Here is a 16,835-nt window from a genome sequence, read left to right as displayed (position 1 = left end):
TTTCTCCTTAAACAGCCTGCAACCTATCCAGCCCAATACGATTGCAAAAGGGCCCAAAGCGTTCACCGGGTTTGCGATTGGCTTGAAAATAACGAAATATCGGTTCTAAAAAAGTTTCTAAGTTTTCAATCTGTAGGCTTGGGCCATAGGGTTGGGCTAATGCTGTTCCATCAGGAGTTCCGCCTAGCCAAACCTGATAGCTGCCAGGTCCCTTGCCCACTAGACCTAATTCCGCTAAATAGGGACGGACACAGCCATTGGGACAGCCTGTCATACGAATGATCAGGGGTTCATCTGCCAGATCTAGCGTTTCTAGTAATTGATTAATTCGCTGCAAAATCGCTGGAAATACTCGTTCTGATTCAGTGATGGCTAAACCACAGGTGGGGAATGCTGGACACGCCATACCATAGCGAATCAGGCCATTGAGTTGATCTGGATGACTAGTCAAACCGTGTTTTTCTAAAATTGTTTCAATGACATGGCGCTGAGATCGCTGAATATCGCAGAGGAGAACATTATGGTGAGGGGTCAACCGCAAGGGGACGTTAAACTGTCCTACAATTTCCCGCAAAGCCGTTTTTAACCTCAGGCTACCCTGATCTTGAATCCGTCCATTCTCAACTAAGAGGCCGAGAAATAGATTGCCATTTCCTTGCTCGTGCCAGCCAAGAAAGTCTTGGTATTGCCAGGGAGGAAGGTCCTTAAATGGTTGTAAAGGTTTGCCAAAATAGCCTTCGACCTTAGTCTTAAACGTATCGATGCCCCAATCGTGGATCAGGTATTTCATTCTGGCATGGAGCCGATTCGTGCGATCGCCATAGTCTCGTTGTAGTGCACCAATGGCTCTAAGTAAGGAGTAAATGTCATCCTTATGGACATAGCCCAGGGGATCAGACAGACGAGCAAACGTTTCTTCTTTATTATGGGTACGCCCCATGCCTCCACCGGTTAGGACATTAAATCCCTCCAGCTCACCATTTTGATCAGTTATGACAACTAGACTAATATCGTGGGTATACACATCAACAGAGTTATCCCCTGGTACGGTCACGCAGCACTTAAACTTTCTGGGTAAATAGTGAGGACCGTAGAAAGGTTCAGTGATGTTAGAGCTGCCGTTATTATTTAAAACTTGTTGTCGAGCTGCATTTGGGTTGAGATCTTCTTCAGCGCTGATTGCCTTGTCGCCATCTAGCCAAATCTCATAGTATGCCCCTGTTTGTGGCGTGAATAAATTAGCCACATTATTGGCATATTCCCAAGCATATTGATAGTCTGAGCGCTGTGTAAACGGAGCGGGAGGGGCCATCACATTGCGATTCAGATCACCACATGCCCCCAGGGTTGAGCCCATATTGTTGATAATATCAGCAATGACAGTTTTCAAGTCTTGCTTGAGTACCCCATGCATTTGAAAGGCTTGACGGCTTGTTGCTCTCAGGGTTTGATTACCGTAACTCTCTGATAAATGATCTAACGTTAAATAGAGCTGCGGGGGCACAATTCCACCGGGCGTTCGTGTGCGCAGCATCAGTTGATAGTCTTTTCCTTGCCCTTTGACTCGGTTATCACGGTTATCCTGTTGATAAGAACCATGAAACTTGAGAATTTGCTGGGCAGCTTCACTAAAATGGTTCGTATCTTGTAATAATTCTGTTGCTAAGGGTTCGCGCAAAAAATTACTATTTGCCTTTATCTTTTCTATTTTCGAGAGTTTTCTCTGAGAGGTTCCTTTAGAGGATTTTTGAGCGCCCATCTTCTTCTAGACCGAGAAACAATAGTTCAGATATGGTCATATCCAAACCGAATTCTGTTACAGCTTAAGCGTACTGAAGTAGGCACCGTAACCCTATATTTTAGGAGTATTGAGAACGGTTTTAAAGCGAGACTGGTTGTGAATTTCAATATTGTCCACAGTCTATGCAGACCAGGACGTCAAGTAATCGAGCTTAAGCAAACAGCGGCCATATACAACAGGGTTACTATTAATTTTGCCAGGGTTTCACCCCTGAATTATGGGTAATTTTCAGCCAGTGACGGTTTATACCTATGGATTTCGCCAGGGCAAATATTTGTTGTTAATGCCAGGTGACCCAGGTTGACTTTAATGACTATGATCGTCAAATACCCATAGGTGCCGTACAATCATCTTGACAGCACCTCCATAGAAGGAGGCTTAGATAGAGGATGTTTGGATAGAGGAGGCTTAGATAGAGGAGGCTTAGACAGAGGCACCGACAGTAAACATTAACCATAGAGCATTAGCCTGATTTATGATTGAAAGCCTGATACCAACCGTTTCAGAAGTGGCCCAGTATCAGAAACAGATGTTTATGGATGAAAACATTGTCTTTAAGACTAAAACAGACAAGTTTGACATTGTTTCTGACGTGGATATGAGATCGCAACGCATCCTCTTAGCAGCCATTGAAAAAGACTTTCCCGCCTCTGGTATCGTGGCTGAAGAAATCGGACAGGATAAACCATCCCAAGATGGCACCTGGTTTTTGGTAGATCCCCTAGATGGTACCGCCAACTTTAAGGCAGGCATTCCTCTATGGGCCATTTCCATTGGCTTTGTGAAAGATGGTGCCATCAGCAGTGGAATTATCTCATTGCCATTTACAAGGGAACTCTTTTTTAGCCAGGACAGTGTGCCGATTATGAAACCGTTAAAGACCTTAGCTTCAGCTGAGTTCTACGGTATCGACAGCACGTTTGAAAATCAACCCTTGCATGGATTAACGCTCAAACGTCGACAGTTAGGGGCGGCTGTGCCTACGTTGATGTGGTGCTGTGATTCTCGCCATCGTCAACGCCCACGGTTAGACTTTGCCTTGATGGGTAAGGGCTCTTTTTGGGATGTCTGTGGTGCGATCGCATTTCTTAAGCAGAAAGGTGGAGCCCTGATTGATGCCACCGGGCAAGACTTTACCGAGTGCTCAGATGTATTTCAGACATTGGGGGGGCTGCAAAAACTTCGCACCTACAACTTTCGATATGTCGCCAGTGCTAACAAACATGTTGCCCAGGAGATATATCAGCGTTATTTAAAGACCTAAAAGGACAGTCCCATGCAGAAAGATACGCCCTATTACGCCTCCAGACTATTGGTGTTCTCATTTCTCATCAGTTCTCACATGAGGGTTGAATAGTAGGGTGTTCTCCACTTAATCGTGTTTTTACCGCAGGCTCACCATCTCAGCAATGGCTTTTGAAAAACTCTGTTTTAGCTTGTCCGGGTTTCTCATAAAATAAAGAGACTGAATGCGATTATCAACAATCTCAATGGCCACAACAGTTTCGATAGTGTTGTCACGGGTGTAAACCAGGCCAGGTTGGCCATTGATCTGAGCCAGCTCAACCTCATATTCCCAGCCAAGTTTTTGAGCCCGACGGTAGATTGCCCGTAGGAATCCGGCCACCTTAGCTGCACCGTGCAGCGGCTTCAGACAAGCCACAACCTGACCACCACCATCGGACCAAAGCGTAATGTCTTTAGCCAGTAGGTCGAGTAGTCCCTGGACGTCACCCTGCTGAGAGGCCTGCATAAATTTATAGGTGAGCTGTTCTTGCTGCTGAAGCGAGGTCTGGAAGCGTGGCCGCTGATCAGCCAGGTGCTGACGTGCCCGTCGAAAAATTTGACGACAAGTGGCTGCTTTTTTCTCGACAATCTGGCCAATCTCGTTGTAATCATAGCCAAAGGCTTCCCGTAGCAAAAAAACAGCCCGCTCCAATGGTGATAGTCGCTCTAGTAAAACCAAAAAGGCCATGGTTAGAGAGTCTGCCAACTCAGCCACTGTCATGGGGTCAGTAGCTGAGTTGGTAGTGGATTCAGTGACGATCGGTTCAGGCAGCCACGACCCGATATAATGTTCTCGCTGGACACGGGCAGAGCGTAGCCGGTCAATACACAAGCGAGTAATGATTGTAGTCAGATAGGCTTGGGTCGATTTGATGGATTGCTCAGATGCCTGTTGCCATCGGAGAAAGGTGTCTTGCACCATGTCTTCGGCATCCGTGACGCTGCCAAGCATGCGATATGCGATCGCAAACAAAAGCGAACGATATTGATTAAACACGTCAAGTCGATCGATGGGGTCGTTTTTGGCTACGGTAATCATGGTCACCTTATCCTATGCTGCTTGAACTTGATAGCTGCCGGGTAAAATCTGGGTTGTAATGCTAAGGCGATTCCAAGCATTGATTGCAACAATCGCCATCAGCAGGTTGGCGATTTGCTCAGGTGTAAAGTGGCGGTTTACCTCTTCATATACTGCATCAGTCACACCATTTTCTCCAATCAAGGTGACGGCTTCGGTCAGGGCCAAGGCCGCGCGTTCTTGAGGTGTAAAAAAGGGCGTTTCTTGCCATGCACTGAGGGCATAGAGTCGCTGCTCTGTCTCACCCGCATGTCTGGCATCTTTAGTGTGCATATCAATGCAGAAAGCACAGCCGTTAATTTGGGATGCTCGGGTTTTCACCAATTCCACCAGGGAGTTGTCCAGGCCACTTTTGCGAACATAGTTTTCTACTTCCATCATGGCTCGGAAGGCAGCGGGGGCCACTTTTTGAAATTCAAATCGTGTCGTCATGGGGAATATTCCTATCAAAGGTCTTCATTAGAGAAGACGAGATGGGAACTAGAAATGTGACAGGTACTCTATAATCTGCTGGGAAGTTTTGGATGGGAATACCGACAAATTTTAGGCCTGTGGTAACTTTACTTATCCATTTGCCGTTAATAGTGTGAATTATGCCCCCTTTACTGTGAAAATTGGCTAGGCTGAGGTTATTCAAACTAGCTTGGGCTAGATCCTTAGGCAAAGGAGTAGGGGAAGAGAATGCGTTGGAATCTCAGTACCAAGCTTGTCGTTGCTTATTCCGGTCTGCTTGCTTTGATGGCAGGTGCTTTATCTGTAGGAATTTATTGGCAGCTACAGCGATCTCAACGGGCAGAATTACAAGATCGGTTACTGGGAACCGTTAGCTTAGCTGCCCTACAGATTGATAGTGCTTATCAATCTGTCAATGATCAGCCTAAAGATACTGACTCTGACCCTATTGTTAATCAGAAAATATTGCAAGATATTCAAGCCTCGGAGCCCAGGATTGTTCGTCTTTACATCGTGCAACTTCGCAATGGCCACTACAGCGTTACCTCAGACTATCGTCCTGGGGGAAATCGTCTTCCCCAGTCTCCGACCCTAGTCGGAGATGTGTGTTCTGACTTACCCCATCTTTTACAACAGCAGACTAAGATTCAAGCACCGATTACTGAAACAACTATCCGTACCAATCGAGAAGGCATAGCCGTTTTACATGGATATGCCCCAATTCAAAGTCAGCTAAGGCGTTCTGATAGCATCCTGGTAATTGAAATGGATGCAACGTCTGTCGGTCAAAACACGGTGCGTGTTTTTATCATTGCAGGGGGCATTTTGGGCGTTATGTGGTTGATTGCCCTACCTTTACTGGGGTGGTTAGCGCGGTCATTAGTGGTTCAGCCCAACTTACATTCCAACCACGGAATTCTCCAACTACAGGCAGCCTTTAAGGAATTACAAAATTACTCTCAAAATCTAGAGCACACAGTAAAAGAGCGCACTAAAGAACTCTCTGAGTCTCAAAATTTGCTCTATTTGGTGATCAATAACCTACCCCAATCAATTTTTTGGAAAGATCGAGAAAATATCTATCTAGGATGCAATCAAAGTTTTGCTGAGGTAGCTGGTCTAGAGCCTGGGGAAATCATCGGAAAGACTGACTATGATATGCCTTGGGCCAAGGAAGAAGCCGGTTTTTACATTGAGTGCGATCGCAGAATCAGAGAGTCTAAGGAACCTGAGTTTGGCATTATCGAACCGATGTCTAACGGCAAGGGTAAACAGGGCTGGTTAGAAACCAATAAAATCCCCCTTCAGAATTTAGACGGGGAAGTCATGGGGGTCATTGGCATTTTCCAAGATATTACCCACTACAAAGAAGCTGAGGACGCGGCCCACCAGGCTAACCGCACCAAGACTGAATTTTTAGCTAACATGAGCCATGAGTTACGCACACCTCTTAATGCCATCTTAGGTATGGCAGATGGGTTGCAGGAGCAAGTGTTTGGCTCTATCAATGAGAAACAACATAAGGCCCTGGGCACTATCGAGAGCAGTGGTAAACATCTCCTAGAACTGATTAACGACATTCTTGACCTATCCAAAATTGAATCTGGCCATGTCGCTCTAGATTGTCATCCCACTGCCATTGCCCCTCTCTGCAACTCTAGCCTTGCTTTTATTAAAGAGCGAGCTTTGAGAAAACAGATCCATCTCAAAACCGAACTACCGCATAAGTCTCCCCTGTTGTTTATTGACGAACGACGGATTCGCCAGGTTTTGATTAACTTGCTCGATAACGCAGTTAAGTTTACTCCTGATGGTGGGTGTATCACATTAATGGTTAAGTCAGGTCCACCCTTACCTATATCGACACAAGACAGCTATAAAGTGGCCAACAGCTTAAAAATTTCCGTTATTGACACCGGTATTGGCATTATTCCTGAAAATATTCCAAAACTATTTCAACCATTTATTCAAATCGACAGTGCCCTCAATCGCCAATACAATGGCACCGGCTTAGGGCTTTCCTTAGTCAAGCGGATTGTTAAGCTGCACGGTGGCGAAGTCAAGGTCACGAGCCAAGTCGACAATGGCAGCTGCTTTAGCATCACCCTGCCTTGTGCTAACGAAACTCAAATCGCAAACACGACTGATGCCAGTATATATACTGGCATCGAACAACCTACTCAGGTAAACGAGCGTGGTCCCATTGTTTTACTGACAGAGGATAATGAGGCCAATGTTATAACACTCTCCAATTATCTCCAGGCCAAAGGCTACCATTTAATCATTGCCAGGAACGGTGAAGAGGCCATTAGCCTGAGTAAATCCCAACAGCCTGACGTCATCATCATGGATATTCAAATGCCACAGATGGATGGTCTAGAGGCAATACGCCATATTCGCCGTGATCCGGCCCTTGCCCATATTCCCATCATTGCCCTAACGGCATTGGCCATGGAGGGCGATCGCGATCGCTGCCTTGAGGCTGGGGCCAATGAGTATCTCAGTAAGCCGGTTAAACTCAAACAGCTGGACCAGCTTATACAACAACTTCTAAGCAATAGAAATTCATAACTTGGACATTTTCGTTACGGGTGCGCTATCCTAGTAAAAACTCCGTTAGGCTCTAGCTCTAGATTAATGAAGTAGTATTCTTAAGTGAAACAAGCCAAGACATTAGCTTTGTAAGCGTGCCATGCCGGTTCTCTTCACCGGCAGCAATCGATATACGTCTGGCTACATCACTGGCTGAGGCAAGTTCAGTATCAGTTTTGCCTCGATATCAGTCTTTTCAAAATTCAGTCTTTTACAAAGATTCAGTCTTTTACAAAGATTCAGTAATGCATTAGCAAGGAGCTAAGGGATGTCTAACCCTCAAAGGCCCTATGTCATTGCGGAGAGCTTAGGCTACGCAATAGAATCCACACGAACATTGTTTCAAGGGATTTCTCTGAGCATCACGCTGGGCGATCGCATTGCTCTAGTCGGTCCTAATGGTATCGGAAAATCAACCCTGCTGAGGATTTTAGGGGGTCAACTTCGGCCTACTCAAGGCACCGTGAGTACCCATGGTGCCATCTACTATCTGCCACAGCTCAACACAATTAGAGCGTCACTGCGATCAGAGTCTGTTTTTGACTTTCTCAATACCATTTCTGATGAATGGTGGGAAATTGAACAGCTACTGGCAACTGCTTTCAGCACAAATCTGGATTTATCTCTATCTATGCAAAGTCTGAGCGGCGGAGAACTCACCAAGCTATTTTTAGCCATGGGTCTGGCCCAATCGCCCGATCTACTCTTGCTAGATGAACCCACTAATCATCTCGATTACCTGGCCTTAGAAGAGCTGGTTCGGGTCCTTGACCAGTATCAAGGGGCATTTGTCGTTGTCTCCCACAAACCATCATTTCTAGACCAAGTAGCTAAAACCACATGGGAGCTAACGGCGACAGGTCTGCACGTTTACGGAGGGAACTTTTCGTACTATCGAGAACAAAAACAGCTGGAAGAAACAGCCAAGATCAGGAGCCATGAGACGGCACGGAAGGAACTAAAACGGGCTAAGGCCACTGCCATCAGGGAGCAAAAACGGGCTAGTCAGTCTCATCGCAATGGGCGGCGACAAGCCCTCAATGGCAACATGCCTCGCATTGTTGCTGGCAACTTAAAGCGTAAGGCTGAAGTGGCTGCAGGCAAACTGAAAGAGAAACATGACAAGGCAGTCACTGTAGCGACTCAAAAAGTAGCCACCACCAAAATTAAAACCCATAAGACAACGAGTATTCAGCTAGAGGAAAATGGCCATAAACATAGGAATCTAATTGATATCCAGAAAGCTGATCTTTGGGTCGGAGAGCAATTATTACTCCAAGCGATTGAGCTACAGGTCAGCAGTTGCGATCGCATTGCCATTGCTGGCCCCAACGGTTCAGGGAAATCCAGCCTCATCAAAGCCATCCTAAATGTCAGAGACACCCCAGCCCATTTGCAAGGCGGCAATATTCATTTAGCCAATATGCGCACAGTCTATTTAGACCAAACCTACGATCTAGTTGATCGCACTCAAACCGTTTTGCAAAATATGCAACGGGCCAATCCCACACTGACCTATCAGCTGCTGCGACAACAGCTGGGGCATTTTCTATTTTTTAATGATGATGCCCATAAGATGGCCTCAGTGCTAAGTGGCGGGGAATTGGCGAGGCTTGCGATCGCAATGCTGACAATTTCAGAACTTGACCTGCTGATTCTAGATGAACCCACTAACAACTTAGACATAACTACCGTCGATCAGATGGTAACGGCCCTCAATAATTACCACAGTGCCCTTTGGGTGATCTCCCATGATTTAGACTTTTTAAGCCGCATTCGTATCAACCGCTCTTTTCAACTCAAAGCCAGGACCTTACAACAAACCGCATATCTTCCCAAGGAAAAAGCCCATTACCGCAGTAGCTTAACTACATAAAACCGGTAGCCTGTCAAGGCTTGTTTTTTTGAGTAGGAGAGGTTTCCAGCTTTGCCAGTTCCTTAAATAACCATCAGCCACAGGCTCAAACCCCATCGGGTTCAAACATCTTGCAACATTACACCCAGTGCTTCGAACTGTTCGTTTTGATGATCAATTTGAATTGAAAGCGCATCACAAACCAGCTCACAAAGTTCAAAGATAAATGGATTTGAAATTTGATAGTAGGCACAAACTCCCCGAGCCTGACGGGAAACAATCCCAGCCTGAGCCAACATTTTCAGGTGCTTAGAGACATTAGCTTGCCCTAAACCGGTAATTGCAATAATCTCGGTAACATTCTTAGGCTCGGCCTTTAAAGCACACACGATTTGTAGTCGACTAGATTCAGATAACATCTTAAAGAAATCCGCCATTAAACCCAGTGCTGCAGGCGACAGTTTAGCCACTCCGCAATCGGCTAATTGAGCGACATTAGACAAGTTTTTCTTAGAAAGAGCTGCTTTTTTTGGCATCGAAGGAGGGGTGAATCTAGACAGGTTATTCCATTATATTGCCAGATAGTAGTTAACAATTGATTCAACTCACTTTTAATAGTGCACTTTAAACACAAAACTTTACTTTTGAAGAAGCGTACGAACTAATGAACTCATGGCTTTGATAACGAAGTGTACCCTTTGTCTAAAATATAACTAGACAGTGATATAATCAGCTAATCAACAAAGCCTTCTCTAAACAGTAGTAATCCAAGGTCATGACTCAAATGAATGCCAAACAACTACTTGTTCAGCCCCTTAAGACTGGTGATATCACAGTCATTAGCAATGTCACCAGTGTGACCGTTAATGCAAATAAAATCTCTCGACTCGAAAAAATTCCAGGGCATGAGCAGGAAAGCCCCTCAACGGTACATGTGGACTTTGATGTAAATCAGCCCAGCCGCCTGGCTGCAGTTTTAGAAGAGACTAAAGAACTAGGAATGATCCTTGAACTAGAGGATGCTGTTCAACTAGGCATTTTTCTGATCGCAATGGGAATGGAGAATGCAACACCTGATGATATCTCGGCAATCATGACACGTCTGTCTAAATTGATCGCTGATTTACAGTAACCTAAGCTATTCAAGGCTTAACTCAATAATTATTCAAGGCTTAACTCAATAATAAGGATCCGTTAAGCAATAACCTCATGATTTGAGTTTCACACTCTAAATCTTCCGCAGAAATCAATACGTTGGTTTTTAGGGCGGCGTTCCGGCCCTAACCATGGGGAAGCCCAGTTGGCCTAGTTGAGATAACTGGATTACTTCCGGAAAGGGAACTCGGATGGACCCCAAGCAACATCTTTCACACCCAACCAGTCGCCCAAGCTATTTCCCTAGCTAAAACCACGAGCTTAATTTTTAACAACCCCTAGGTGAATATAAGCGATCGCAGGAGCGATCGCTTATATTTCTATCATTGATAGATGTGCTGTTTGATCATCACAACCTTTTTGGCCAACGGAGGTGTCTCAACCGAGACGATTGTTGGATGACACGTGATGATGCAGATTATCACTACACTCCTCAACAACATCTGAGTCAGTATGTTGTTGAGGAGTATGATGCTGGAAACTGCGACGAGCATGAATCTCTTCTCCTAAATCAGGTGTAGAAGCGATTGGAAGAGGCTTAAGCATTTTGAGCCCAAATAGTCCGCGTAGGCCTAGCCTCTCAAACCAGGGCATACCCGTTCCAGTACGGATTTTGGCCATAAAATAGGCTTCGAATGCAGCCTTGACCCAGACGATCCAGGGGCCACGTACAGCATAGGAATATTTTCGTTTACCAGTCTTAGGATCAGGTAGGACGGGGGCAGCAATATAGGCAATGCCAGTATCGCCAAATTCAGCAAAGCAGAGAGCTTCTAAGGTAGGAACCTGGTGGGAAGATTGAATAGCGCCAAGGTCAACGGCAATATTGTGGGCTACGGCTGTCGCCATAGCTTCTGCCATTTGACCACTTTTGGGTAATCCAATGGGTATTTGGGTTTGATCGGGCTGCCGTAATTTAACACTGACCCCCGCCGCATAGATCGAGGGAAAGTCAGGATGGCGCTGGGTTGGCAAGATGGGAATAAAGCCTTTTTCATCGCCCAGACCCGGCACCGTTTTAATGAAATTAGACCCGTAAAAAGCCGGTAAAACCATGGCGTATTTGAAAGGTAGCTGACGACCGCTGGCCACGGTTATGTGCCTGTTATCTACGGCTGTGATGGCAGTATTCTCAAGACAGTTAATGCCACGTTTTTGCATCAGGTCTGCTGTCAACTCTCTGGCATGTTTCACATTAGAGACCCCTAAATGTCCGACGTATGGCTCTGGCGTGACATAGGTGATGGAGACTTGTTCCCGTAATCCATGACGACGCAATTCATGGTCAGCCATGAGGGCAAACTCATAAGCTGGGCCAAAACAGCCTGCACCAGGTGCGGCTCCAACCACCAGGGGGCCAGGATCTTTGAGAAAATCAAGCCAGGCCTGACGTGCGCCCATAGCATGATCTGGAGTACACACAGACTGGGTATAGCCATCATGGGGACCTAGCCCAGGAATTTGATCAAAGGCCAGGGATGACCCGGTTGCGATCGCAAGGTAGTCATACGGAACAACAAGGTTGTCTTCGACGGTAACAGTCTGCGTTTGCGGATTAAGATCTGTCACCTTACCAGGCACCCAATTTAAGCGATGACGTTTTGCTAAACGAGCAAGATCAAGCTGAACATGCTCTAGCGGCTTCAAGTTTAGGGCGACCGGAATCAGGCCTGGGATAAACGTAAACTTAGGCTCATTAGAGATTAACGTCACTGTATGTTTGTGGGGAAGTAAGTGACGTAACTCATAGGCTGCAGGCAGTCCAGCTAGACCTGCCCCAATGACAACAACATTTGCCATAGCTAAATTCAATCCTCTATCTTCAAAGTTGGCTCAACTAACTGCACAGCTTGCCCTCAACCACCGCACAAATTCACTGAGCAAGGGACGAGATACTACAGGGTAAAGAAGTTCTGACCTTAATTACTGATTAGTTATATGCTCATAATAATAGAAAAGTTAAAAAAAAGCTTGCACTTATTGAAAACATAGCTTGATGCAATAAATAGCTAGCTTTTGTGATACATATAAGCTTTGTTGTTAGCCGAATTCAGCCCATCTATTGAAATACTTGAGATAAATAAAAAGCTGCTAGATACGGTTTGACTGTGCCGTATGCAAGTAGCCAAAGTAGGATGGTTAGCATAGGTCCTGGGCTTGGGACTGAGGCCGATCATGAAAAATAATCTAACCATATTAATTCTGGGAGGATATGGGAGAACAGGAAAACTGTTTTGTCGCCATCTCCTCCAAGAAACCCACGTCAACATTATCGTCGCAGGTAGGAGGCTCAAAAAAGCCACAGAATTTGTCAGTCAATTAAAAAAAGAATTTTCACCCCAACGAATTGCGGCTCGCTATGTCGATGCATCTGATGTAGCGAGTCTGCATAGTGCTCTCCATGATATTGATCTTCTGCTGGTGGCCGCTACTACCACACCATGGGCAAAGCAGATTGCAGAAGCAGCTATTGCAACCCATACTGACTATTTAGATATCTATTTTCAGCAGACCGTATACCCTGTATTAGAAACTCTGCAACACCAGATAACGGCGGCTGGATGCTGCTTTATTACCCAGGCAGGCTTTCATCCTGGACTACCAGCCACCGTTATTCGCCATGGGGCTGACTATTTTGATCAGTATGACAAAGCGATTGTCGCTTTTGTGATGAATACTCGGCTTGACAATTCTGAGTCTCTCTATGAGTTAGTAGATATGGTAGCCGATTATCGACCTGAATTTTATCAAAATGGTCAATGGAAAATTGGCACCTATCAAGATGCTATCAATATTGATTATGGGCCTAAGTTTGGTGTGCGAAGCAGCATGCCCATCGATATGGTGGAAATCAAATCATTGCCAGAAAGTCTAGGGTTACAGGAAACGGGGATTTATACAACAGGATTTAATTGGTTTACAGACTACCTGATCTTTCCACTGATCATGTTTTCACAAGAGATCAAGAAAGGGTTTCTTAGGGGGTTTTGGGCAAAGATACTAGCCTTTGGAATTAATACATTTTCCCATCCCACAGAGGGCGTTGTTTTTTTGCTAAAAGCTGAAGGCAAAAAGGACGGACACCTTCAACAAATTGATATTATTTCTGAACATGACAGTGCCTATGAGTTTACGGTAATTCCAGTAATTGCCTGTTTGCATCAATATCTTGACGGTTCGATCCGTAAAACAGGCCTGTGGATGATGGGACACCTTGTGGACCCTGGTAGATTATTGAATGATATGGAAAAGATGAACACTAGGCTGCAAATATGCATCAGCTATAGAGATACTGACTTGAGCAATTAATATATTCTTGCTATTGGCAACCAGGTAAACGTTGCTCAGCTCTTTATGTCTATGCTGTTTACTTGATTAAGCGGCCACTTCATTTGTTGAGGTGGCAGGTCACCGACAACCTGTAGTGTGATAGCGATTCTGTTTTATAAACTTAAAGAACAATTAATTGAGTTGGTGCTTTGTCACCCGAACCTGTAGCAAGGCAATGATACTGCTCACCTCTCTTAGTAATGAGTAGTATCATTGTCATTAATGGCATTGGCAATGATAGGACCTACATATAGAGTCACTGCATCATGCAACTAATTGAGGATAAGTTTTTTTATGCAGCACATACCAGACATGTTATGGTGGTTCATCCATCAGGTCCTTATGGTGATATGCCAAACGAAGGCTATCATGCACGGGATGTTCAAGGGTTTGCCTGGTACCCAAATTGTGTGACCTTTGACCTTGCCAATGGTGACAGCTGGCTGACGGTTTACCATTCCCAGAAGTTAGAGATACAGCCTGAGACCACTCGGGCTATTCTTGTTCCTTTTAACGTACCTGGGGATGGCTATATTGAAATAACTGGAAATTTCGATGTCACTAGACTAGATATACCCACTGGACAATACCAACTCTTATTTGAACTCAGGCTATTAACCAAAGATGAAATCTTTACAACTGAGAAGTATTCCAACTTTAGGCCGCAGCAAGCAGATAAAGACTTTTTAGAACCACCTGAGCTGTGCACACTGACATTTACCCCAACTGCTGAAAGAGTAGAGCCAAAACTCTTGCGATTTACACCCTGGCATATTCCTAGGGAATTTCGCAAACAAGTTGAAAAGGGATTGATTTCTCTTGAGTCTTTGGTTCCTGAAACCTTAATTATGTTTGATAATTTACTATAGGACAAACTTTATTAGGTAGTTGACTGAGATAATCTCACCTCACTACCAACGGTTGTATTTATTCGGCATTAAACCGAGGCAACATTCATCGAGTATGTTAAATCAGTTCAAACCCACCCAATACTTGGATAGAAATGACTTCAATCTCAAGTTACGTCGAAGGTCTAATCGAAGACTTGATTACTAAAGGTGCTATAAAAACTATAGCTATCGAAGCCGCATTTCGATCTGTTCAAAGGCATTTATTGCTAGAGAGCTTTCAACTTTCTAGGGCTAACAAGCAAGAACTAGTCATTGTAAGCGACAAAATGGAGCAGGAGATATGGAGAACTATTTACTCTGATAGCTCTCTTGTTACTCGTTTTAAGCAAACTGCCGCATCAAGCTCATCATCTGAACCATCACTGATGGCCCGAATGCTAGAGGAGCTTGAGCTACGACCAGGGTTAAATATCTTAGAAATTGGTTTAGGAATAGGATACAACGCTGCTTTATTGGCTGAGATAGTAGGTGCTCAAAGTCTTGTAACCTCTCTGGATATCCAGGCTGATGTAGTTGAGCAAACCCATCGGCTATTGAAAAAAGCTGGATATTCAGAGATAGGAGTAGTGTGCTGCGACGGTTTGAAGGGATTCTCACCAAAAGCCCCGTACGATAGGATTATAGCAACTGTTGGTTGCATGGATTTATCCCCCTACTGGATAGATCAGCTTGATACAGTAGGGCTAATCCTATTCCCGCTTCACCATGCAGGGTGGACACCTTTGCTTAAAGTCAACAAGAGTGAAGAAAACCTGATAACCGGATCAATAGTGGGTATTTCAGGCTTTATGCCTATTGATACCGTTGATAGTAAAGTAAAGATTTGGCCTTGTCGCCCAGACATACAACCGGTACTTACGCAGATGGAAAGGCTCCCTCTGTTTGATGACCTAGAAGAGCTCCACTCATCCAAATCGTTGGTATGGGCTTCTTTCCCCAAAGATTTTTACTATTTTTTATCAATAAAAGACTTGCGCGCATTTTTTAAATGTAAACCACCTGGATACGGTCTATACGATAATTCCAGCGGAATTGTTTTTATCAGTCCAAGCAATAAATGCACTTTCTTGTCTGGGGACATGGGTTTATACAATGCATTGAAAAGCATTTATAGGGAATGGAAGAGCATGAAAATGCCTTCCATGGGTGACTATAATATTTCTTTTGTCCCAATATCTCAGAAAAAAAGAAATAATAATTACATTTCTTTGATAAGACGATCTTTTTTCGATCAGGTAATCAGTATACGATAAAGGGGGGAATTATCGATTACACTGGCTAAAGGATATAATTTTTAGAGAAAAAGAACAACAGCAGGCATAAGGAAGGAAGGACATACTTATGTGCGTTATTATTGCTGTACTTGTAAACAAAGGGTCTAAACCTGCGAGTAATGACGTGAGATAATACCACGGGTAAAAAGAATAAAGGGAATAAAGCAAACTGTACCCATGGTGGCGACAACGACAATATCAGTCACATTCAAAGAAGCTGCTGTTAAGAGAGGCTGCAAGCACATCACCATAAGCAAGGCAATGAATAGCAGACTTGCCTGGAAGAGCAGTCCCAGTCCTGTCATATAGCCCAGTGTCTGACGCCGCCACAGCGAAATACCACCGATAATCCAAGCTGGAGTAATAATAAAATCAGCGATTAACACTGAAAATTCTGCTGTAGCAATTGGAGTTTGGCTAACGAGAGCATTTACCATAACCCCAATCACTCGCAAGAAAAACAACAACCCAAAACCCACTAAGGTAGAGCCACTGACCCTTTCCGGTACAACGCCGACCAGCTGTTGTTTAACAGTTGGTCCATCAATACTTGCAACCAGGTAGCCCAGCGTACCAGCGCTCAACACAACCAATATCAAACAGGGCAGGAATATGATGTTGAAAGGAAGGGCAAAAATATACGCAATATAGTTGTAAAGTACGAAGAAAATCGCACCTGGCCAAAATAATAGACCGACCAACTGGCCCTGTCGGGTGAGCCACATTGAGCCCAGTAATATCGGTATACCGAGACAAAGATTAATCACATCATTGGGCATAAATGCCTGAAACAGGTCATCGGCTGGATAGACAACCGTACCGTAGAGTACGCCCGTGATGGAGGTTATTGCCACCACCAGCGCAATGATCAGGGAAAGGATGTAGGCAAGCTTGAGGGGATACCTGATAGGTAACGTAATCTTATGTGTATGCTTACCCATGGCAATCCCTCTCAGATATGAGCATAGACAGCTACCAGATGCTGCCTAATGCTCAACTTAATTAAATAATCTGAGAAACCTGTGAGGCCATTAACGCCATTAATAGTCCTTAAGGGGCTGAACAAAAATAAAGACCCAGGTTGGGGCTGTAGATGGGT

At 44.7% G+C, this 16,835-nt stretch carries 13 protein-coding genes; 7 read left to right on the top strand and 6 right to left on the bottom strand.

Annotation, left to right across the window (positions count from 1 at the left end; translation table 11 throughout):
* Positions 1-7 precede the first annotated feature (7 nt).
* A complete protein-coding gene (sir, locus tag QGP82_RS08800) occupies positions 8-1,759 on the bottom strand; it encodes a sulfite reductase, ferredoxin dependent (RefSeq protein ID WP_499058459.1) in 1,752 nt (583 codons plus the stop codon).
* Positions 1,760-2,276: 517 nt separating this feature from the next.
* Between sir and QGP82_RS08795 the strand changes: the two genes are divergently transcribed.
* Positions 2,277-3,065: an inositol monophosphatase family protein gene (locus QGP82_RS08795; protein ID WP_163698544.1), complete on the top strand. Its 789-nt coding sequence runs from the start codon at positions 2,277-2,279 to the stop codon at positions 3,063-3,065.
* A 120-nt stretch (positions 3,066-3,185) separates the two neighbouring features.
* Here QGP82_RS08795 and QGP82_RS08790 read toward each other — a convergent pair whose 3' ends face one another.
* A complete protein-coding gene (locus QGP82_RS08790; protein ID WP_163664189.1) occupies positions 3,186-4,127 on the bottom strand; it encodes an RNA polymerase sigma-70 factor in 942 nt (313 codons plus the stop codon).
* Between the two features lie 12 nt (positions 4,128-4,139).
* The gene (locus QGP82_RS08785) at positions 4,140-4,598 is read right to left on the bottom strand and encodes a carboxymuconolactone decarboxylase family protein (protein WP_499058457.1); all 459 of its coding nucleotides are present in this window, start codon (positions 4,596-4,598) and stop codon (positions 4,140-4,142) included.
* Between the two features lie 249 nt (positions 4,599-4,847).
* On the opposite strand from QGP82_RS08785, the gene QGP82_RS08780 reads away from it, so the two are divergent.
* Both QGP82_RS08780 and abc-f read left to right on the top strand, forming a co-directional pair.
* The gene (locus QGP82_RS08780) at positions 4,848-7,190 is read left to right on the top strand and encodes an ATP-binding protein (RefSeq protein ID WP_499058455.1); all 2,343 of its coding nucleotides are present in this window, start codon (positions 4,848-4,850) and stop codon (positions 7,188-7,190) included.
* A gap of 289 nt (positions 7,191-7,479) precedes the next feature.
* Positions 7,480-9,087 (top strand): ribosomal protection-like ABC-F family protein, encoded by a 1,608-nt coding sequence (gene abc-f / locus QGP82_RS08775; protein ID WP_499058453.1) that lies wholly within the window; start codon positions 7,480-7,482, stop codon positions 9,085-9,087.
* Positions 9,088-9,188: 101 nt separating this feature from the next.
* Here the strand turns inward: abc-f and QGP82_RS08770 are convergent, their stop codons facing one another.
* Entirely contained in the window at positions 9,189-9,602 is a 414-nt protein-coding gene (locus tag QGP82_RS08770; protein WP_250564922.1) for an ArsR/SmtB family transcription factor, read from the bottom strand.
* Positions 9,603-9,841: 239 nt separating this feature from the next.
* On the opposite strand from QGP82_RS08770, the gene QGP82_RS08765 reads away from it, so the two are divergent.
* Positions 9,842-10,198: an urease accessory protein UreE gene (locus tag QGP82_RS08765; protein ID WP_250564923.1), complete on the top strand. Its 357-nt coding sequence runs from the start codon at positions 9,842-9,844 to the stop codon at positions 10,196-10,198.
* A 401-nt stretch (positions 10,199-10,599) separates the two neighbouring features.
* Here QGP82_RS08765 and QGP82_RS08760 read toward each other — a convergent pair whose 3' ends face one another.
* Positions 10,600-12,021, bottom strand: a complete 1,422-nt coding sequence (locus QGP82_RS08760) for an NAD(P)/FAD-dependent oxidoreductase (protein ID WP_163664195.1) — start codon at positions 12,019-12,021, stop codon at positions 10,600-10,602.
* 375 nt (positions 12,022-12,396) lie between these two features.
* Here QGP82_RS08760 and QGP82_RS08755 point away from each other — a divergent pair, with 375 nt between their 5' ends.
* The 3 genes from QGP82_RS08755 to QGP82_RS08745 all read left to right on the top strand — a co-directional run bounded on the left by QGP82_RS08755 (position 12,397) and on the right by QGP82_RS08745 (position 15,715).
* Positions 12,397-13,530 (top strand): saccharopine dehydrogenase NADP-binding domain-containing protein, encoded by a 1,134-nt coding sequence (locus QGP82_RS08755; RefSeq protein ID WP_499058450.1) that lies wholly within the window; start codon positions 12,397-12,399, stop codon positions 13,528-13,530.
* Between the two features lie 338 nt (positions 13,531-13,868).
* A complete protein-coding gene (comJ, locus tag QGP82_RS08750) occupies positions 13,869-14,420 on the top strand; it encodes a competence protein ComJ (RefSeq protein WP_499058448.1) in 552 nt (183 codons plus the stop codon).
* A 134-nt stretch (positions 14,421-14,554) separates the two neighbouring features.
* Positions 14,555-15,715, top strand: coding sequence for a methyltransferase domain-containing protein (locus QGP82_RS08745; RefSeq protein WP_499058446.1), 1,161 nt, complete (start codon positions 14,555-14,557; stop codon positions 15,713-15,715).
* Between the two features lie 125 nt (positions 15,716-15,840).
* Here QGP82_RS08745 and QGP82_RS08740 read toward each other — a convergent pair whose 3' ends face one another.
* Positions 15,841-16,677, bottom strand: coding sequence for a hypothetical protein (locus QGP82_RS08740; RefSeq protein WP_499058445.1), 837 nt, complete (start codon positions 16,675-16,677; stop codon positions 15,841-15,843).
* Between the last annotated feature and the right edge of the window lie 158 nt (positions 16,678-16,835).

Source organism: Leptothoe sp. LEGE 181152, from assembly GCF_032906605.1.
GTDB lineage: Bacteria > Cyanobacteriota > Cyanobacteriia > Phormidesmidales > Phormidesmidaceae > Leptothoe > Leptothoe turfae.
The sequence above is the reverse complement of the archived record's forward strand: the minus strand, read 5'-3'. Positions and strand labels throughout refer to the sequence as shown.

Coding starts and splice junctions, on each gene's coding strand:
- QGP82_RS08755 (WP_499058450.1), top strand. CDS start 12,397: ATGAAAAATAATCTAACCATATTAATTCTGGGAGGATATGGGAGAACA.
- abc-f (WP_499058453.1), top strand. CDS start 7,480: ATGTCTAACCCTCAAAGGCCCTATGTCATTGCGGAGAGCTTAGGCTAC.
- QGP82_RS08770 (WP_250564922.1), bottom strand. CDS start 9,602: ATGCCAAAAAAAGCAGCTCTTTCTAAGAAAAACTTGTCTAATGTCGCT.
- comJ (WP_499058448.1), top strand. CDS start 13,869: ATGGTGGTTCATCCATCAGGTCCTTATGGTGATATGCCAAACGAAGGC.
- QGP82_RS08765 (WP_250564923.1), top strand. CDS start 9,842: ATGACTCAAATGAATGCCAAACAACTACTTGTTCAGCCCCTTAAGACT.
- QGP82_RS08780 (WP_499058455.1), top strand. CDS start 4,848: ATGCGTTGGAATCTCAGTACCAAGCTTGTCGTTGCTTATTCCGGTCTG.
- QGP82_RS08745 (WP_499058446.1), top strand. CDS start 14,555: ATGACTTCAATCTCAAGTTACGTCGAAGGTCTAATCGAAGACTTGATT.
- QGP82_RS08790 (WP_163664189.1), bottom strand. CDS start 4,127: ATGATTACCGTAGCCAAAAACGACCCCATCGATCGACTTGACGTGTTT.
- QGP82_RS08740 (WP_499058445.1), bottom strand. CDS start 16,677: ATGGGTAAGCATACACATAAGATTACGTTACCTATCAGGTATCCCCTC.
- QGP82_RS08785 (WP_499058457.1), bottom strand. CDS start 4,598: ATGACGACACGATTTGAATTTCAAAAAGTGGCCCCCGCTGCCTTCCGA.
- QGP82_RS08795 (WP_163698544.1), top strand. CDS start 2,277: ATGATTGAAAGCCTGATACCAACCGTTTCAGAAGTGGCCCAGTATCAG.
- QGP82_RS08760 (WP_163664195.1), bottom strand. CDS start 12,021: ATGGCAAATGTTGTTGTCATTGGGGCAGGTCTAGCTGGACTGCCTGCA.
- sir (WP_499058459.1), bottom strand. CDS start 1,759: ATGGGCGCTCAAAAATCCTCTAAAGGAACCTCTCAGAGAAAACTCTCG.